The organism is Mammaliicoccus sp. FSL K6-3158, assembly GCF_038005105.1.
Taxonomy (GTDB): Bacteria; Bacillota; Bacilli; order Staphylococcales; family Staphylococcaceae; genus Mammaliicoccus; species Mammaliicoccus sciuri.
In genome coordinates this window covers 2,037,261-2,056,199 of sequence record NZ_JBBOSL010000001.1, presented here as the reverse complement: position 1 = coordinate 2,056,199, position 18,939 = coordinate 2,037,261, and the positions used below count along the sequence as shown (strand labels likewise).

Sequence of the window (18,939 nt, the reverse complement as noted above, 5' to 3'; positions counted from 1 at the left end):
GCAGAAGGTATTAATTTAATCCCTTCTGCTTCCTTTTATTTTATGCTGATTTTCTTTTTCTATAATTTATAATAAAGAATGTGCCGTAGAATAATGCTAAGAATAAGAACATAATACTTGAAGCATAAATTGTATAATATACATCTCTAAATACTTCAGATATTAACCCACCTAATACGGGGCCAATCATTGTTCCAAATCCTTGAACACTATTGAAGACACCCCATGTTTCTTCTTGCACTTTATTATGAATTTGACCAGCCATAAATGTGTTCCATGCTGGTAAGAGTAGCCCATAAATCGTACCAATGAGTAAAGCAATCAATAGAACGATAAATAATTGTGTTAATACGGTTAATCCAAATATAAATGAGCTATATGCTAAAAATCCTATAAAAATCACAAGGTGTGTAAATGCTTTAGAATGTTTGTCCATCAATTTAGAAAAGAATAACATCGAAATGGTACATCCAATACCGCCAACAATGAGTAAAAGTGTATATTCTAGTGTCGTAACACCCATATGTTTTGTTGCGTATGTTGGCAATATAGGGACAAGCATGCCGATTGCAGATCCTTGTAAAAAGATACCTGGAAATAGCAATAAATGTCTTCTTGTTACTTGTACGATTTCACGTAGTTGTTTTTTAACAGATTTACTTTCGTAATTTGTGAGCTGTACTTTAACAAAATAGAATAATATCCATGCAACAAGTACACATAAAGCCATCATAAATGTAAATCTCGTAGGATGTAGTTTAAATAGTAAATTCATGAAAATCATACCTGATAATAATCCAACTAACCAACTGAAATAAACATATCCCATTTGTTTACCTCTAGATACTTCGTCAACACTGGATAACATAATGACCCAAATTGGACTAACTGCGATACCTAATAATATGGCACTTAAAATAAATACGATAGGTGATGGTATGAAAATAATGAGTGCTAAACTCGTAAATGCTAATATAAATCCACACGTTAATATAACTGTTGGACCAAATCGTTTTAGAAGAAAACCTATTACGAAATTCGTTAATGCATCACTAATAAAGTGTAAAGAAATAGCTAAAGAAGTAATACCAACAGTCACTTTAGCAGTGGTTGTTGGTAGAATTGGTAAATAACTTAAAATGTACATTCCTCTCGCAAATTCCATCATAAATAATATGATGAGCATTAACCGAAAATCTTTTTTGTGAAATGTTTTATCTGATGAAGTATTTGGCATACATAGGAACCTTTCCATAAACTTCATTATAAGAAAGTGAATCACTTAATAATGAAAGTAAGTCTTTGCAAATATTTTCTGTTGATTTTTCAATATAATTTTCTTCTAGTAGTTGTGTCATTTCTTTAAGTCTAGATGGTTGATTCATGAGTGAAATAACGAGTTTAGTCGCTTCTTCTGGCGTGTGTGCTATTTTACCGTATCCTTTTTGTCTAAAATACTCAGCATTTTCTAACTCTTGTCCAGGTGCTGGATTTAAGAATATAAGTGGTAAATGTCTAGAGAACGCCTCTGAAATAGTGATACCACCTGGTTTAGTAATCATAAGTTGGCTAGATGCCATCCATTCATTCATATGTTTCGTATAGCCGAGTATCAGCACATTATCATTATCTTTAAAATGATGTCTAAGTTCATTTTTCAAGCTTTTACTATTACCACATATCATGACAACTTGAGTGTCTTTAGCATACATATCTATTTTACTAATCATAGTTGAGAAACCTGTTGATACACCGAAAGCACCAGCAGACATTAAAATAACTTTCTTGTCTGGATCTAGTTTGTGTTTCGTTAACCAGTGATATCGATCGATTGGTTGCTCAAATTGTTTAGAAATAGGTATGCCTGTTACTTTGATTGCATCGCTTTCTACACCGATAGATTCAATTTCATTTTTCAAATCTTTCGTTGCTACATAGTATCTATTTGAGTGTGGTGTTACCCAGTTCTTGTGTAAACGATAGTCTGTCATAACTGTAGCAATAGGTATATTTAAATTGAATTGTTCCGTTAAAACTGATACAACTGGTGTCGGAAAAGTTAACAAAATCAAATCAGGCTTTTCTTTTATAAGTAAATTCAATAATTTATTTAATCCATAGTATTTGTAGAAACATTTATCAATTTGTTCAGGTCTACTATAGTAGAAGAACTTATACATATTTCTGAAATACTTAAAGCTGTTTATATACCATTGTTTCGCAATTGAAGTCATAATAGGGTGTGCTTCCAAAAATAAATCATGCTCAATAACAGTTAAATGATTTAAATTCATTTCACCAAATTGTTTCACAATACTATTCGTAACTTGTAGATGACCATTACCGAAAGAACCTGTAATAATCAATAATTTTTTGTTTTGAGAAACCATTAGCCACACTCCGTATTTGTATTTAATTTCTATGATAGTTTAACGCATTTTAGCTATTTTGTGAAAAGATATTGCATATAATTACAAAATTAATATAAAAACTTTATACTATATCAATGTTTTAGTTGGAGATATTTAACAAATTATACGTGATTATGCATGTGATTTGGTTAAACTTTTCTGTATCGATTCATACCAATCATATTTAATACTAACAGTAAGAAGAATATACCTAATAGTATTATCCAATTCATATAAATATCTGATAAGTGATAGCCTCTTAACATAACATTTTGAATGGTATCACCTGCATAATATAACGGCATGATATGTGCGATATATACGAGTACTTTATGCATGCTTTCCACTGGTATGATTCCTGCAAAAAAGACTTGAGGAATCACAACTAAAGGAATAAATTGAATCATTTGAAATTCTGATGATGCGAATGTCGATAACAATAAACCAAGTGTAAGTGCTATAAATGACATGAGTACATTCGTAATAAATACTAATAATATGTTGCCTTCAGTAACCATTTGTAATACATAAATAGCATATAAAACAATCAAAGTTGTTTGTATGATGGCAAATGTACCATAACCTATTATATAACCTAAAATAATTTCATGTTTTTTAATAGGTGATGATAATGTTCTTTCTAAAGTTCCAGATGTTCTTTCTTTGAGTAATGAAATACCTGAAATTAAGAATGTAAAGAAGAATACGAAAAATGCGATTAAAATAGGACTTATAGTATCAAAATAATTTGTATCTTTATCACCATGTAAATAATACTCTTTGGCATCTAACTTTGTTATATGATTTGGGTATTTAGCCGAAACTTGAGACTTTTCGGCTTTTGGTAGTTGTTGAGTTATAGACTGAATGATTTTCCCTTGTTGATTAACGACAGATGACAATTGTTTTGTGCTTTGCATGATGATCAATTTATTGATGGTTAACTTTAATTGACTCGTTTTGCTTGGATCAGTATTTTCGTAAGTAATATTTAGTTTGTTATCGTCTAATGATAGAAAACCGTCTAAATGATCAGCTTTAAATTTATGTTTTAAATCTAGTTGATTTGAATAAGTCTGAATGTTAATATCTTGGTTTTTGAGGGTTGAAATGATTTGATCGTTTACTTGATATGTACCCACTTTTAGATCAGTTGACTCATCTGAATAGTTAAATAAAAAATAAATCAACGTCATTATTAATAACGGTGCAACGAGTAAGAGCATAAGGGTACGTTTATCTCTTATGACTTGTTTGAAAATTCGCGTGGCAATATTAATCATGTACACCATCTCCTAACGCTAGAAAGACATCTTCAATCGTATTTACGTTATATGATGATTTAATTTCATTTGGCGTACCATAAGAAATAATTTGGCCTTCTCTCATTAGTAATAAACAATCACATTTATCAGCCTCATCTAATACATGTGTTGTAATAAGAATTGTCTTGCCTTCATCTCTAAATTGAAACAAATCATTCCATATTGATTTTCTTAATCTAGGGTCGATGCCAACTGTTGGCTCATCTAAAATCAATATGTCTGGATTTTGAATCATACTAATTGCAAGAGATAATCTGCGTTTCGTACCTCCAGAAAATGCTTTAACTTTTTTATGTTTTTCGTGTGTTAAGTTGACAATTTTCAGCGTGCGTTCGATTTGTTCGTTGATATCTAATTTAAGTGCTTTATGAATATATAATTTCGCAAAGAATTTCAAATTTTCAACAGCTGTTAAATCATCAAATAAAGCATCACTTTGAGACATGTAACCAATAGACCTTAAAATTTCTCTGTTAGGAATACGATTGCCATTGATCGTAATTGTACCAGAATCCATAGTTGTCATGCCTAAAATACATTTGATTAAAGTCGTCTTGCCTGCACCTGATGGGCCAATTAAACCTGTTATTAAACCAGGTTCAAATTGAGTTGTTACATCTTTTAAAATAACTGCTTTTCCATAAGATTTGGATATGGATTGAATATTAATCATAAAAGCACCCCTTTATTTAAAAGTAAACGCTCACTTATTTTATAATTGTTTATAGTTATAGTCTAAGCTATAAAATCAACATAAGAAAGTGTATAATAAACCTATTGAAAATAAAGGAGCAATAACGATGAATGTTAAAACGTTATTAAATAAAATAAAAATTAAACAAACTTACGGTCAAATTGACCAAGAAGTTCATGATATTACGACAGATTCAAGAAATGCTCAAGAAAGCTCTATATTTGTGGCATCAAAAGGATATACGGTAGATAGTCATAAATTTATACCGAATGTGGTTGAGCAAGGATGTAGTGTCATTGTGAGTGATCGTTATGTAGAATTAAATGATGAGGTATTATTAATTGTGGTTAAGGATACATTGAAAGTGGCAAGTATCTTTAGTCATGTATTATTTGATTTTCCTAGTCAAAAATTAACGACAATTGGCGTAACTGGTACAAATGGTAAGACGACAATTGCGACAATGATTCATCATTTAACGAGAGGTTTAGGTAAAAATAGTGCATATTTAGGAACAAACGGTTTTCAAATTAATGAAACAGTTACAAAAGGTGTCAATACAACTCCAGAAACCGTTACTTTAACGAAACATATCGTTGAAGCGGTTGATAAAGAATGTGAGAGTATGACATTTGAAGTCTCAAGTCACGGGTTAGTTATCGGTAGACTTCGAGGGTTAGAATTTGATATCGCTATTTTTTCAAATTTAACACAAGATCATTTAGATTTTCATGGTACGATGGAAGCTTACGGACATGCTAAATCATTATTATTTAGCCAATTAGGTCAAGACTACAGAAAAGACAAATATGTCATATTGAATGCAGATGATCCATTTATAAAAGAATTAATACCAGTATCACCGTTCGAAATATTTACATATGGCATTGATAACGATGCGGATTTTATGGCTAAAGATATAGAAGAATCTATAAGCGGTGTGCGTTTTACACTTGTAACACCATTTGGTTCTTACAAGGTACAGTCACCTTATTTAGGTAAATTTAATGTCCTTAATTTATTAGCGAGCATTATAGGTTTGTGGGCACAAGGTTATGAATTAAACGATATTACTAAAGCAGTTGGAAATATGCCTGCAGTTGAAGGGCGTTTAGAAGTATTAGATAGAAACTTACCAATAGATTTAATTATTGATTATGCACATACACCAGATGGAATGGATAAATTAATAGATGCAGTGAAACCATTTGTAAAACAAAAATTAATATTCTTAGTTGGCATGGCAGGAGAAAGAGACTTAACAAAAACACCAGAAATGGGTAAAATAAGTTGTCGAGCAGATTATGTGATATTTACGCCAGATAATCCTGCAAATGATGATCCTAAAATGTTAACAGCAGAATTAGCTAAAGGAGCGACACATAATAATTATGTAGAATTTGAAGATAGAGCAGAAGGCATTAAACATGCAATAGAAATTTCTGAGCCAGGTGATACAGTTGTTCTCGCATCTAAAGGGAGAGAACCATATCAAATCATGCCTGGACATATTAAAGTGCCTCATAGAGATGATTTAATCGGTTTAGAGGCAGCATATGAAAAATATGGAGGAAAGCCAAGTGAAGATTAGAGAAAGTCATTCGCAAAACTTAAATTGTAAAGTTTATATATATGAAAATAAAAAAGAAGAATATTTTGTGATTTCGATTCCGGATTTATTTTGGTCTATTGAAGTAGATTACGATTTATACGGAGAATCTTTAATTGAGCATTTGTACTTGCATTTGTTTAATGTACTTGATGAAGATGAAGCAAATGAATTAGCAAATAGAATTAGCCAATGGACATCCGAATTATAAGGAGAAATGAATTGTGACGATTAAACAAGAAGTAGAAAGTAGAAAGACATTTGCGATAATATCCCACCCAGATGCTGGTAAAACAACATTGACTGAAAAATTATTACTTTTTGGTGGTGCGATTAGACAAGCAGGTACCGTTAAAGGTAAAAAGACAGGGAAGTTTGCGACAAGTGACTGGATGAAAGTAGAACAAGAGCGTGGTATTTCTGTTACAAGTTCAGTTATGCAATTTGATTATGATCATTACAACATAAATATATTAGATACACCAGGACATGAAGACTTTTCTGAAGATACGTATAGAACATTAATGGCTGTAGATAGTGCTGTAATGGTTATTGACTGTGCGAAAGGTATCGAACCGCAAACGTTGAAATTGTTTAAAGTATGTAAAATGAGAGGTATTCCTATTTTTACATTTATTAACAAATTAGACAGAATGGGTAAAGAGCCTTTTGAACTTTTAGAAGAAATTGAGAAAACATTAGAAATTGAAACTTATCCTATGAATTGGCCAATTGGAATGGGACAGAATTTCTTTGGAATTATCGATAGATCCGATAAGACAATTGAGCCATTCAGAGATGAAGAGAATATCTTACATTTAAATGACGACTATGAATTAGAAGAAGATCATCCAATCAAAAATGATTCACAATTTGCACAGGCAATTGATGAGTTAATGCTTGTAGATGAAGTCGGTGAACAATTTGATGAAGAATTATTGTTAGCTGGAGAGTTAACACCGGTATTTTTCGGCTCAGCATTAGCGAATTTCGGTGTTCAAAATTTCCTTAATGCGTATGTTGATTATGCGCCAATGCCAAGTGGCCGCAAGACTGAAGAAGGAGATGTTGTTGATCCGTTCGATCCAGACTTCTCAGGATTTATCTTTAAGATACAAGCTAACATGGATCCAAGACATAGAGATAGAATCGCATTTATGAGAGTCGTGAGTGGTGCATTCGAAAGAGGCATGGATGTTACACTTCAACGTAATAAGAAAAAACAAAAAATCACACGTTCAACTTCATTTATGGCAGATGATACACAAACTGTAAACCATGCTGTTAGTGGTGATATTATAGGGTTATATGACACTGGAAATTATCAAATTGGTGATACGCTTGTAGGCGGAAATCAAAAATTCCATTTTGAATCCTTACCTCAATTTACCCCTGAAATATTTATGAAAGTTAGCGCTAAAAATGTCATGAAACAAAAGCATTTCCATAAAGGGATTGAACAATTAGTTCAAGAAGGAGCGATTCAACTTTATAAAACTTTGCACACGAATCAAATCATATTGGGTGCAGTTGGACAATTACAATTTGAAGTGTTCGAGCATCGTATGAAAAATGAATATAATGTTGATGTTGTTATGGAACAAGTTGGTAAGAAAATAGCAAGATGGATTGAAAATGAAAAAGATATTACGGACAATATGAATTCAAGTCGATCTATTTTAGTTAAAGACCGATATGATCAATATGTATTCTTGTTTGAAAATGAATTTGCAACTAGATGGTTTGAAGATAAATTCCCAGAAATTAAATTATTTAGTTTGTTATAATGAACAAAACATTGTATAATAATTAAGTAAAACTAAATAGACCTACGACTTTGTCGAAGGGGAGTAACTTTAGAACTTAAAAATTCTAGCATATTATCGTCATTACGAAACGTAAGTTTCCGGTAATATGGACATCATATAAATGTTAAGTGAGACCTTTGCCTTTTATTAGGCATGGTCTCTTTTGTTTTTTACAAAAAAAAGAATGGAGTGTGAATAGATGGATCCGAGTTTGTTAATTAGTTACGGTTGGGTATTAGTTGTATTAATATTTCTGGAAGGATTATTAGCTGCAGATAATGCTGTTGTTATGGCCGTAATGGTCAAACATTTACCAGAAGATTTAAGGAAAAAAGCATTGTTCTATGGCTTATTAGGAGCGTTTGTGTTTAGATTTTTATCATTATTCTTAATTAGTTTCTTAGCTAACTTCTGGCCAATTCAAGCGGCAGGGGCATTATATTTAATTTATATGTCTATTAAGAATTTGATAGACTTTAGAAAGCATAAAGGTGAAGAGCTCAAGACGCCAGACGACGTAGAAGCTAAAGATGATTTCTCTGAATCAGAATTTCCTTCAGATGGACACGGTCATCATAAATTGAAAAAGAACTTCTGGATGACGGTATTAAAAGTAGAATTTGCGGATATAGCATTTGCAATTGACTCAATGTTAGCAGCTTTCGCTATCGCGGTGACACTACCAGCACTAGGTATACACTTTGGTGGTATGGATGCTGGTCAGTTTGGTGTTATGTTTGTTGGTGGTATTATTGGTGTTGTTATTATGAGATTTGCAGCAACATACTTTGTTGAATTATTAAATAAATATCCAAATTTAGAAGCGGCAGCATTTGCTATTGTAGGTTGGGTAGGTATTAAACTGTTTGTGATTGTATTGGCACATGATGAAATTGGTGTATTACCTCATGATTTCCCACATGGCATATTATGGCAATCAATATTCTGGTCAGTATTATTATTACTCGTTATTATTGGCTGGATCACTTCAGTACGTAATAATAAAAAGACAACAAATTAATATTTATTAGACAAAACACCAACAAAGTTTATAGTTGACTTTGTTGGTGTTTTTTATGTTTTTTTAAAATAAATAATTCATATTGAATGAATTTGCAAATATATGTAAAAATAGGTGTATAATATTGAGAATTACAATGGTTTTATGTTAATAAATTTAGTATTATATGGCATAATAGATACATTAAGTGTTTAGATTGAGGAGGGCAATAAATGTCACGAAAAAAGCATGTCATTCCTAGAAATGAATATAAGAGACAGCGACGTGAATTTTTTCATAATGAAGAACGTGAAAAAAGAATCGAACAAGAGAAAAAAGAAAATGAAATAAAAAAAGCGAATGAACGAGAACTTCAAAAGAAAAATGAATTACGTGTTAAGGAAAATATGCAAAAAGCACGTATTGAAAAATTAACAAAAGAAGAAATCAAAAAACAAGAAGAAGAATCTAAATCGCATCCAACAATTGATTTAGATGATGACCGACTTGCTGAATCACATCAAGAATATAGTGAACAAGATGAAGTATTACATAAAGATGAAGTTCAAACAGATGATGAACACCACGGAATAGACTCTGAAGAAGAACCTGAAGAGATTAGATATGAAAAAGTAAGTGAACAAAAACAGGCAGAGACGGGTAAAACTTTTTCTAAAGATAATGACTTTGAAATAAATAAACAGCTCGGCGCTAAACATGATGAAAAAGTAGAACAAAAATCTCAAAATAAAAATAGTTTTCTCAATACATTTTTAACTAAAATAGAAAAACATTGGCCAATCATTGCAATCATTTTAGCAATCATATTAATATTTATTTTAGTGTGGAGTATATTCCAAAATGTAAATCCTCCTAACGAAAGTAGAAAAACAATTGAAGAAAAGCAATCTCAAAAAGGATTCCAAAAACCAATTACGAATGTTATGGAAGCTGTAGAGAAATCTAAAAACTCAGTCGTGGGTGTATCTCATGAAGATTCAGATGTATCTAGTAAGAAAGAATCTTCAGCTAAGGAAAAAGAAGAAAATAGCGGCGTCGGTTCAGGCGTCGTTTATAAAGTTGAAAATAAAAAAGCATACATAGTAACAAACGCACATGTTGTATCAACTGATAAGAAACCAATTATTACAACAGCAAATGGTAAAAAGTATGACGGTAAAGTATTAGGTTCAGATCAATGGTCTGATATTGCAGTCTTAACGATTCCAATCGAAAAAACTGAAGATTTTAAACCAATTAAATTTGAGGACTCAGACAATTTGATTTTAGGTGAAACAGCTATTGTAATAGGTAGTCCGTTAGGTTCTGAATTTCAAAATAGTATTTCTACAGGCGTTGTTTCAGGTCTAGACAGAAAAGTTCCTGTTGATTTTAATGGTGATGACGAGTATGATTGGGAAATTAAAGCTATCCAAACAGATGCTGCAGTCAATCCTGGTAACTCAGGTGGACCTATATTAGACTCACAAGGTAATTTAATAGGTATCGTATCGTTGAAAATCGATATGCCTAATGTAGAAGGTATGGCTTTTGCAATTCCTTCTAATGACACTACTGACTACATTAATAAATTAGAGAAAAACGGTAAAATTGAACGTCCAGAATTAGGTATCATGGCTCAAAACTATTCTAAAATGAGTGATAGTGAAAAGTCACAAATATCTTTACCCGATAAATATAAATCAGGAATGGCCATTACTGGTGTTACAAAAGACGGTAATGCGGACAAAGCTGGCGTTAAATTTAATGATGTAATCGTTGGTATTAACGATACAAAAATTGAAAATAATCTTGAATTTAGAAAAGAATTATATAATAATCATAAAAAAGGCGACAGTGTTAACTTGAAGCTTATCCGAGATGGAAAAGAAATAACGAAAAAATTAACATTGAAATAATAAGAGGTGACAATTTGTGTCCATTATAAAATACTTTTTTCAAAAAATGACTCCACAGCAGGGTATTGTATTATATTATTTGGGCGCAATTATTGTCGCCTTTTTATTATTAAATTTACCTTATGTTGTTAAACCTGGTGTTAAAATCGCACCAGTTGATACATTATTTGTTGCTGTATCTGGTGTCAGTGTAACGGGGTTAACGCCTGTTACAATTGAAGATACATTTACCACATTTGGACAAGCTATCATCCTTATTATTCTTAATATCGGTGGCATAGGTGTAATGGCAATTGGTACATTACTTTGGGTCATTTTAGGTAAACATATCGGCTTACGTGAACGCCAATTAATTATGTTAGATAGCAATTCAAATGCTATGAATGGTGTTGTTAAGTTAATATTAGATATTGTGAGAACAATTTTAATGATTGAAGTCATTGGTGCGATATTGTTATCATTTTATTTCTATAAAGATATTGGATCGGTGAAAGAAGCGATACATCACGGTATCTTTGCATCTGTTTCTGCAACTACAAATGGTGGTCTTGATATTACGGGCGAATCATTAGCACCTTATGCTAATGATTATTTCGTTCAAACAATCATTATGTTACTTATTATGTTAGGTGCAATAGGGTTCCCTGTGTTGATTGAAGTCAAAACATACATGAAAAATACAATTCCAAACTTTAGGTTCTCGCTTTTCACAAAAATAGCGAGTGCCACTTATTTGTTTTTATTTTTACTAGGCACAATCGTGATTTATTTATTTGAGTTTTCAAATGCATTTAAAGATGTTTCGTGGCATAAAGCTTTATTCTATGCTATGTTCCAATCTTCATCTACAAGAAGTGCTGGACTTTCAACTATAGATTTAAGTCATTTTACTGAAGCAACAAACTTTTTTTTAGGCGGGCTAATGTTTATAGGGTCTTCACCAAGTTCAGTAGGTGGCGGTATAAGAACGACAACATTTACGATACTGATATTATATTTAGTGAACTTTAGTAATGGTCGAACAACGATAAAAGCTTTCAATAGAGAAATACATCCAATTGATATACAAAGATCATTTGCAGTTATTTCACTTGCATTAGCGATAACGTTTGTTGGTGTACTATCTGTCGTTCGGTTTGAAGATGGTAAACATGATTTGTTATCTATATTCTTTGAAACGATGTCAGCATTTGGGACATGTGGTTTATCAATGGGCATTACAGATGGCTTACAATTAGGATCTAAAATCGTTATCATGATGTTGATGTTTATAGGTCGGGTAGGACTATTATGTTTCGTCGTCATGTTAGGTGGAAAATCAACACCTGATAAATTCCATTATCCTAAAGAACGTATACAAATAGGTTAAATATAAAAAGCAAGCGACTATGCCGCTTGCTTTTTATTATGGATTAATAGTAGGTATGGTGATTATAAACGTAGTACCTTTAGTCATATTCGTAAATACGCTAATTTCGCCTTCCCAATCTTCAATGAGTTTCTTACTTAAGTATAAACCGAGGCCACTACCAGATTCTTTCGTTGTAAAGAAAGGATCAAATATCTTTTGTTGTGTTTCTTTAGACATACCGGCACCGTTATCTTTAAATATAATAGTAGCTTGGTTTGCATGTGTACGTTGTAATTGAATTTCAATTTCTGGTTGTTTTATATCTAATAAGGCATCTTTAGCATTTTGAATAAGATTGATGAGAATTTGTTTTAATTGATCTTCTGAAATAAATGCAACAATAGGAGAACCTGGTAATGTTAAAGTAATATTAATGTTATGTTGTTCAAGCTCATACTTCAAAAATTGTGAAACTTCTTTGATAGATTGATTAATGTCTACATTTGAATAGGTAAGGTTGGTTGGCTTTCCTAAAAATAAAAATTGTGTAACGATATTATTAATTCTATCTAGTTCTTCTGAAATAATATTAAAATGATAGTCTTGTTTATCTCTATCATATTTCATTCTAGTTAGTTCAATAAATCCATTAATGCTAGTAAGTGGATTTTTAATTTCATGTGCTGTATTGGCAGCGAGTGTACCAATTAGTCTAAGCTTTTCACTATTTGCTTGTTCAATTACTTTTTCATGTTCTAATCGTTCGGATCTATTTTTGAATATAAGTGTAACAATAGATAATAATAAAAATACAACTAAAAATATAAAAATACTCGGTAAAATAATGCGCGTCATAAAGTTATATTGTCCGCTAATTGTTAATGAGATAGGTAATTGATCATATAAATAATTTATGGATTTAGAATGCTTATATTTTTTTCCAACTTGATAAATTTCAGTACCATCGATACCATTAACTTGAATATGATATCTTTTAGAGATTAAATTAATTTCATTCTTAAATGATGACATATTTATTTCTGAAGCAACAGTGTAGTCTTTGTTTTGTACTTTTAAATGATTGGTTAATAATAATGTATTGGCATTTTTTAATGAAACTTTTTCACTACTTAAACTTGAATTAGCTGTAAAAGGAAAATGAAATTTATATTTGTTAAAATCTTTAAGAGAGGTATAATCAGTTCCTTTAGAATCATAAACGATTTGTTTTTGATCATTCAAAATATAAATATGGTCAATCCAAGTATACCTTGCGTGATTATCCTCTAAAAACTGATTAATAAATTTTTCGTTTCGGCTGTTAGATAAAATGGTTGTTAAAGATTCAGAAATGCTATTTGATTCATTTATAAAGGTATTAATTTTTAAGTTTACAATTTCTTTTGTCGTTTCTAATCTTTGATTAACTCTATTTGTATAATTTTTACTTATAATAATACCAATCATTAATGAAATGACTAAAGCGATAGCAAAATTAATGATAATTAATTTATTAAATGATTTCATTATTGCCTCCAAGTTTATTGATTACTAATAGAGTATATTATGATTAACAATTATTGCCAATACATATTAAATAAATTTTCCATCCAAATGTTCTTATACTGCCCTAACAGTATTTAAAAATGGTAAAATAAATAAAAAAGGTGGGGATAGCATTGAATATGAATGAAACCATAACAATTGATTTATTAGCTACTTCTGACTTACATGGACAAATAGGAAAAAGTGGTATTAGTGGTAACATTCTAAAGATGGCCACTTACGTTAAACATAAACGCAAAACAAATCACCATGTCTTATTGTTAGATAATGGTGGCATGTTATCAGGTTCAATGTTTGCTTTTTATTATGCCCAAATTGCCCCATATAAGAGAAATCCAATGATTAAAGTGATGAATGAAATGCAATTTGATGCAAGTGGTGTTAGCCCTGACGAATTCAACTTTGGGTTAGACTTCTTAAATAAATCTATTGCATTAAGTAGATTTCCTTGGTTAGCAGCAAATATTGAACATAGTAAAACACGTGAACCATATTTTACAACACCTTATACGATTAAATATGTAGAGGGTATAAAAATAGGTATCATAGGATTTACATCTAGTGGCCTTATGGAAAACAAAAATGTTGAGTTTGAAGACGAAGTGCTTGTTGGTGAGTCCATGACGACAGCTAAAAAATGGGTGAGATATTTACATGAAAAAGAAAGCCCTGACTTCTTAATTATGTTATACCATGGTGGTTTGCACACTTATACAGATAAAAATAATTATAGATCATATTATAGTAATAATGCAGAAAGTATGACGAAAAGTACGGAAGGTGTAAATGTTATTATTACTGGACATCAAGAACATATTGTTGATCTAAAAGTTGAAGAAACACAGTTTATACAACCAGGTAAAGATGCTACAAATATTGTAGACATGTCAATTCAATTCAAGAAAAGAGCTAATTCAGTAGAAATTATCGATACGTCTATTAAGCACGTAGAAATCTCAAGTTATCCTGAAGATAGAGATTTATTAGAGTTAACGTATTTCGACCAAAAAGCTGTCCAACATTGGTCTGAACAAAGCGTCGTTGACGTACCTGTTGTGCTAGATTATAAACATTTAACGGACTTATTTATTAAACCGCATAAGTTTATGGAATGTATTCAACAGAGTATGACGAGAGCATTTAAAGAATCTGATTTTGTTTGTGCGCAAATTGGGAATCCGACAGGTAACGGTTTACGTGGCGAGCTACAAGTTAAAGATGTCTATCAATCATATGTACATACTGATAAACCGGTCAAAATTAATTTATCTGGTGCTGAAATAAAGCGCATTATAGAAAGAACAGCTACAGCACTGTATAAAGAAGGGGACACGGTTAAATATAATGACCATATTTTAGAACCGACACTTATGACTGTATGGAAAGGCTTTGAATATACGATTGATTTGAGTAAACCTGTAGGCAGTAGAGTTAACATAGATAGTATTGATTTAGAAGATTCATATTCAGTTATTATGACAGATTATTTATTTAGACACGTAAATAAAATTATTTCTGAATCCACGTATGAGAGAGCGAAGAAGACAGTCATTGAATATATGATTGAAGAACTAACAGAATCAAAGGGTAAATATGATTTAGAACATCATTTTAAAGTTATCTAGTATAAAATAACCCCAAAAAATTTAGCATAATTGCTAAACTTTTTTGGGGTTATTTTTTAGTAAATGTATTAACTAAAAATTATAACGAGTATGATGATTGCTGCAATTTGAGCAACATAAGATGTTACGATTCTTTTCGTATAGAAATACAGTGTAGATAATATGAGTTGTGCTAAAAATATAAACATAAATATAGCTAAATTATCTAAATATAAAAATAGTGAACTAGATGCAAGGGCACTCACAACGATTGCAATAATAGGTTGTGAGAATTTCAGTTGCAACTGATTTTGTAATATTGTTCTAATATATAACTCATGACAAGGTATTGCAATTACAATTGTTACTAGCATTTGCCACTTATAAAATACGCCAGCATGCATTAATTCTTTTAATAAGGATGCATATGACAAGCCATTATAAATTTGTGATAATAATAGCTGAAGTAGAACTAATATAATGGCACCAATGAGACCATATCCAATTGATTGAAGTAATCGTTTAGATTTGATGTCACGTTGATAAAAGACATAGCTAATGCCCGCAATCAGCATAATACCAGTATATAAGTACCAGAATACTTCTTTTTCACCTTGCATAATGAATAAAATAATGTGAAAAATAATGAAACTAGATATGAACCATATTAATTGAGGATTAATTTGTCTCTTCACTATTATCCCTCTTCAGAAATTATTGAATAACGCTTATGATTCACTACAGTTTTTTCAGGTAACTCTAAACTTTCAAAGTTATCCATAATTGTGATATCTACGATAACTGAGTTTTCATTAATTTTTTCAACTCTACCTCTTAATCCATCTTGAAACTCTATGATATTTCCAACTTCTGCGATTGTCATCTTATTCCTCCTAAATAATACTATGAAACATTATACTAAATAATGCTCAGTTTATAAAGTATTAACAAATATACTTTATTTTAACATAAACATATCATACATATGATTAATCAAACATATGGTACTATATACTTGAGGCTATTTGGGGAGAAAAGAAGGAGGAAATATAATGAAATTTGTAAGTAATAATGGTATTAATGATCCTATGATTAATTTAGCTATGGAGGAATATGTCTTAACTTCTCTTCCTAAAGATGATAGTTATTTCCTATTCTATATTAATCAACCATCCATTATTGTAGGAAAAAATCAAAATACAATCGAAGAAGTTAACCAAGAGTATGTTGAGAAAAATAATATCAAAGTTGTAAGAAGAATTTCTGGTGGTGGAGCTGTATATCATGATTTAGGTAATTTAAACTTTAGCTTTGTTACAAAAGATGATGAAGACAGTTTCCATAACTTTGCAAAATTTACGCAACCAATTGTTGATGCTTTAAATGAAATGGGTGTTAAAGCAGAATTATCTGGTAGAAATGATATACAAGTCGGGGAAAGAAAAATATCAGGTAATGCAATGGTTAAACAAAAAGATCGTATGTTCTCACATGGAACATTGATGTTAAATAGTGAAATCGAAGAGGTTGTAAATGCACTTCGCGTTAGCGAAGCGAAAATAAAATCTAAAGGTATCAAATCTATAAGATCACGTGTCGCAAACATACAAGAGTTTTTAGAAGAGCCAATGGATATTGAAACATTTAAACAACGTATACTTACATCTATCTTTAAACAACAGGGTAGTGAAGATGTTGAAGAATATCACTTAACTGATGAAGATTGGGATAACATAAATGAACTAAGTAAAAATAAATACCAAAAATGGGAATGGAATTATGGTAAGAATCCTAAATACAATTTTGAAAGAAGTCATAAATTTGATAGAGGACTTGTCCAAATTAAATTAGATGTTAAAAAAGGTAAAATAGAACACGCAGCAATATTCGGTGATTTCTTTGGTGTCGGAGACGTAAAAGATATTGAAGAAGCATTAATAGGTGTTCAACATCAAAAATCATCAATTCAAGAAGCATTAAAAGATATTGATGTTTATCACTATTTTGGAGATATCGCTAAAGAAGAAATTATTAATTTAATGCTATAAACAAATAAAAGAGACTATTTTTGAATGTTTTCAAAAGTAGTCTCTCATTATGTGTTAAATTTTAAATGACAACTCACGATTGCAAATCCTCCAACTGAATTAATTCTTCACTGTATTGTTCAAATAAAGTATTATTACGATTCGCAAGTGCTTCATCAATTAAAACCATTAATTCTCTTTTACGATTTTCACGTAAAGCAGAGTCAATCACAAGCTCAACTGATAAATCATTTAAGTTATTAACAAAAGTTTCTAAACTCTGGTGCTTAACTTGAGAATATTGTTTCATTTTAAACAACCCCTTGACTTTATTTGTTAAAATTATAGCGTATTTATTTTCTAAATGCAATGAATATTCAGAAATTTTAAAAAGTAAATTTATAATTCGAAATCAGTGATAAACTTACTCTATAAATTCATTATATGTTACTATAATCTAATTTCAAATTATTTTGCTCACAATTCAGAATACGGTTGTGAAAGATTTGAGTAATCGAATCATATTTAATAAAAATACTAAAGGAGAATCATAATGTATCAATTAAAAATGTGGGACCATGTACAATTATCAGCACCTAAAGGATCAGAAGATAAAGCACGATATTTTTACTGTAATCAATTGGGATTCAATGAAGTAGAAAAGCCTGAATCACTGAGAGGTAACGGAGGCGTTTGGTTTAATGTTAATCAAAATGATTTACACATTGGTATTGAAGAAGAGTTCGAACCATTAAAAAAAGCACATCCTGCTATTAATGTTGAAAATCTAGAAGATTTAAAAGAACATTTAACGAATGAAAAAATAGAGTACAAAGCAGATAAACGTTTTCCTGGCGCAAATAGAATCCATTTATTAGATCCTTTTGGAAATCGATTGGAATTTATAGAAAAACAATAGAATTTATTTTGAAAAGTATTGACTTATATTTAAATAGGTATTATATTTTATGTAATTACAATAAATGTAAATATATTCGTTGTAATTACATAAAAATTTGAAAGGAGCATGCTATGAGTAAGTATGTTATTAAACAAAACACTATGTATATTAGAGGAGTCAAAGTAGATGATCACACTATTCATACTGAGGTGTCTGAAGCGGGTAAAGAACCGTTCATCGTTAAACAGAAACCTCAAGAAATTATGAATCAGTCATGTCGCTTTTATGGCGAACACTTCAATGAAAGAAAGCTTTTTACAAAAAGGTTAACCAGAATCACGAGCAAACCCCCGATTTTAGTATCCGCAGTAACTTCTACTTATTTTTTCTGCACAGGTTCCGAAAGGTCAATAGACAACACTTGGATAAATATACTCTACGTTAAAGATTTTAAAGAATATAATGGCAATAAGACCAAGATATTTTTAGAACAAGATCAAATCCTCGTTTTTCCAATCTCATACCACGTAATTAATCACCAATACTTAAACTGTTTATGTTTGTACTATAGAAATCACCGAAATAATATCTTTATTAAACAGCTAAATACACCAAATATAGATTTAACTCAAGATGGATATAGTGTACTTGATGTTATAAAGATGTATTTGAAAAATCAATATTAGCATACTAAAATAAATATTAACGGAACAAGTGCAACTAA

18 protein-coding genes are annotated in these 18,939 nt (G+C 30.7%); 10 read left to right on the top strand and 8 right to left on the bottom strand.

Annotation, left to right across the window (positions count from 1 at the left end; all coding sequences use genetic code 11):
* Positions 1-40: 40 nt before the first annotated feature.
* The 4 genes from ltaA to MHH94_RS10330 all read right to left on the bottom strand — a co-directional run bounded on the left by ltaA (position 41) and on the right by MHH94_RS10330 (position 4,409).
* The gene (gene ltaA, locus MHH94_RS10345) at positions 41-1,237 is read right to left on the bottom strand and encodes a lipoteichoic acid biosynthesis MFS flippase LtaA (protein WP_119469820.1); all 1,197 of its coding nucleotides are present in this window, start codon (positions 1,235-1,237) and stop codon (positions 41-43) included.
* Positions 1,215-2,390, bottom strand: coding sequence for a diglucosyl diacylglycerol synthase (locus MHH94_RS10340; protein WP_058592504.1), 1,176 nt, complete (start codon positions 2,388-2,390; stop codon positions 1,215-1,217). The genes ltaA and MHH94_RS10340 overlap by 23 nt, the downstream gene beginning before the upstream one ends.
* Before the next feature lie 170 nt (positions 2,391-2,560).
* Positions 2,561-3,694, bottom strand: coding sequence for an ABC transporter permease (locus MHH94_RS10335; protein ID WP_232156538.1), 1,134 nt, complete (start codon positions 3,692-3,694; stop codon positions 2,561-2,563).
* The gene (locus tag MHH94_RS10330) at positions 3,687-4,409 is read right to left on the bottom strand and encodes an ABC transporter ATP-binding protein (protein ID WP_267749030.1); all 723 of its coding nucleotides are present in this window, start codon (positions 4,407-4,409) and stop codon (positions 3,687-3,689) included. The genes MHH94_RS10335 and MHH94_RS10330 overlap by 8 nt, the downstream gene beginning before the upstream one ends.
* Before the next feature lie 127 nt (positions 4,410-4,536).
* Here MHH94_RS10330 and MHH94_RS10325 point away from each other — a divergent pair, with 127 nt between their 5' ends.
* The 6 genes from MHH94_RS10325 to MHH94_RS10300 all read left to right on the top strand — a co-directional run bounded on the left by MHH94_RS10325 (position 4,537) and on the right by MHH94_RS10300 (position 12,135).
* A complete protein-coding gene (locus tag MHH94_RS10325) occupies positions 4,537-6,021 on the top strand; it encodes a UDP-N-acetylmuramoyl-L-alanyl-D-glutamate--L-lysine ligase (RefSeq protein ID WP_325867784.1) in 1,485 nt (494 codons plus the stop codon).
* Positions 6,011-6,250, top strand: a complete 240-nt coding sequence (locus tag MHH94_RS10320) for a YueH family protein (RefSeq protein WP_025905650.1) — start codon at positions 6,011-6,013, stop codon at positions 6,248-6,250. The genes MHH94_RS10325 and MHH94_RS10320 overlap by 11 nt, the downstream gene beginning before the upstream one ends.
* A gap of 13 nt (positions 6,251-6,263) precedes the next feature.
* Positions 6,264-7,826 (top strand): peptide chain release factor 3, encoded by a 1,563-nt coding sequence (locus MHH94_RS10315; protein ID WP_058592500.1) that lies wholly within the window; start codon positions 6,264-6,266, stop codon positions 7,824-7,826.
* A 220-nt stretch (positions 7,827-8,046) separates the two neighbouring features.
* Positions 8,047-8,868, top strand: coding sequence for a TerC family protein (locus tag MHH94_RS10310; protein ID WP_058592499.1), 822 nt, complete (start codon positions 8,047-8,049; stop codon positions 8,866-8,868).
* Between the two features lie 212 nt (positions 8,869-9,080).
* Positions 9,081-10,766, top strand: coding sequence for a S1C family serine protease (locus MHH94_RS10305; protein WP_048542038.1), 1,686 nt, complete (start codon positions 9,081-9,083; stop codon positions 10,764-10,766).
* Positions 10,767-10,782: 16 nt separating this feature from the next.
* A complete protein-coding gene (locus MHH94_RS10300) occupies positions 10,783-12,135 on the top strand; it encodes a TrkH family potassium uptake protein (protein WP_058592497.1) in 1,353 nt (450 codons plus the stop codon).
* Between the two features lie 36 nt (positions 12,136-12,171).
* On the opposite strand, the gene MHH94_RS10295 is transcribed toward MHH94_RS10300, so the two are convergent.
* Positions 12,172-13,644: an ATP-binding protein gene (locus MHH94_RS10295; protein ID WP_058592496.1), complete on the bottom strand. Its 1,473-nt coding sequence runs from the start codon at positions 13,642-13,644 to the stop codon at positions 12,172-12,174.
* Between the two features lie 158 nt (positions 13,645-13,802).
* Between MHH94_RS10295 and MHH94_RS10290 the strand changes: the two genes are divergently transcribed.
* Complete coding sequence (locus MHH94_RS10290) at positions 13,803-15,308, top strand: bifunctional metallophosphatase/5'-nucleotidase (RefSeq protein ID WP_258175255.1); 1,506 nt, start codon at positions 13,803-13,805, stop codon at positions 15,306-15,308.
* Between the two features lie 68 nt (positions 15,309-15,376).
* On the opposite strand, the gene MHH94_RS10285 is transcribed toward MHH94_RS10290, so the two are convergent.
* Positions 15,377-15,982 (bottom strand): CPBP family glutamic-type intramembrane protease, encoded by a 606-nt coding sequence (locus tag MHH94_RS10285; RefSeq protein ID WP_025905643.1) that lies wholly within the window; start codon positions 15,980-15,982, stop codon positions 15,377-15,379.
* Positions 15,983-15,984: 2 nt separating this feature from the next.
* Complete coding sequence (locus MHH94_RS10280) at positions 15,985-16,170, bottom strand: YkvS family protein (RefSeq protein WP_340840996.1); 186 nt, start codon at positions 16,168-16,170, stop codon at positions 15,985-15,987.
* A gap of 169 nt (positions 16,171-16,339) precedes the next feature.
* Here MHH94_RS10280 and MHH94_RS10275 point away from each other — a divergent pair, with 169 nt between their 5' ends.
* Positions 16,340-17,335 (top strand): lipoate--protein ligase, encoded by a 996-nt coding sequence (locus tag MHH94_RS10275; RefSeq protein WP_084754900.1) that lies wholly within the window; start codon positions 16,340-16,342, stop codon positions 17,333-17,335.
* Between the two features lie 73 nt (positions 17,336-17,408).
* Here the strand turns inward: MHH94_RS10275 and MHH94_RS10270 are convergent, their stop codons facing one another.
* Positions 17,409-17,624: an IDEAL domain-containing protein gene (locus MHH94_RS10270; protein ID WP_016911637.1), complete on the bottom strand. Its 216-nt coding sequence runs from the start codon at positions 17,622-17,624 to the stop codon at positions 17,409-17,411.
* A 243-nt stretch (positions 17,625-17,867) separates the two neighbouring features.
* Here MHH94_RS10270 and MHH94_RS10265 point away from each other — a divergent pair, with 243 nt between their 5' ends.
* Positions 17,868-18,233 (top strand): VOC family protein, encoded by a 366-nt coding sequence (locus MHH94_RS10265; protein ID WP_232156528.1) that lies wholly within the window; start codon positions 17,868-17,870, stop codon positions 18,231-18,233.
* A gap of 113 nt (positions 18,234-18,346) precedes the next feature.
* Complete coding sequence (locus tag MHH94_RS10260) at positions 18,347-18,901, top strand: competence protein ComK (RefSeq protein ID WP_058592492.1); 555 nt, start codon at positions 18,347-18,349, stop codon at positions 18,899-18,901.
* Positions 18,902-18,939: the final 38 nt, after the last annotated feature.

Bases quoted from the DNA above. Each gene is read 5' to 3' on its own strand.
- MHH94_RS10330 (WP_267749030.1), bottom strand. From the start codon at position 4,409: ATGATTAATATTCAATCCATATCCAAATCTTATGGAAAAGCAGTTATT.
- MHH94_RS10295 (WP_058592496.1), bottom strand. From the start codon at position 13,644: ATGAAATCATTTAATAAATTAATTATCATTAATTTTGCTATCGCTTTA.
- MHH94_RS10310 (WP_058592499.1), top strand. From the start codon at position 8,047: ATGGATCCGAGTTTGTTAATTAGTTACGGTTGGGTATTAGTTGTATTA.
- MHH94_RS10260 (WP_058592492.1), top strand. From the start codon at position 18,347: ATGAGTAAGTATGTTATTAAACAAAACACTATGTATATTAGAGGAGTC.
- MHH94_RS10340 (WP_058592504.1), bottom strand. From the start codon at position 2,390: ATGGTTTCTCAAAACAAAAAATTATTGATTATTACAGGTTCTTTCGGT.
- MHH94_RS10305 (WP_048542038.1), top strand. From the start codon at position 9,081: ATGTCACGAAAAAAGCATGTCATTCCTAGAAATGAATATAAGAGACAG.
- MHH94_RS10335 (WP_232156538.1), bottom strand. From the start codon at position 3,694: ATGATTAATATTGCCACGCGAATTTTCAAACAAGTCATAAGAGATAAA.
- MHH94_RS10325 (WP_325867784.1), top strand. From the start codon at position 4,537: ATGAATGTTAAAACGTTATTAAATAAAATAAAAATTAAACAAACTTAC.
- MHH94_RS10275 (WP_084754900.1), top strand. From the start codon at position 16,340: ATGAAATTTGTAAGTAATAATGGTATTAATGATCCTATGATTAATTTA.
- MHH94_RS10265 (WP_232156528.1), top strand. From the start codon at position 17,868: ATGTATCAATTAAAAATGTGGGACCATGTACAATTATCAGCACCTAAA.
- ltaA (WP_119469820.1), bottom strand. From the start codon at position 1,237: ATGCCAAATACTTCATCAGATAAAACATTTCACAAAAAAGATTTTCGG.
- MHH94_RS10290 (WP_258175255.1), top strand. From the start codon at position 13,803: ATGAATGAAACCATAACAATTGATTTATTAGCTACTTCTGACTTACAT.
- MHH94_RS10270 (WP_016911637.1), bottom strand. From the start codon at position 17,624: ATGAAACAATATTCTCAAGTTAAGCACCAGAGTTTAGAAACTTTTGTT.
- MHH94_RS10280 (WP_340840996.1), bottom strand. From the start codon at position 16,170: ATGACAATCGCAGAAGTTGGAAATATCATAGAGTTTCAAGATGGATTA.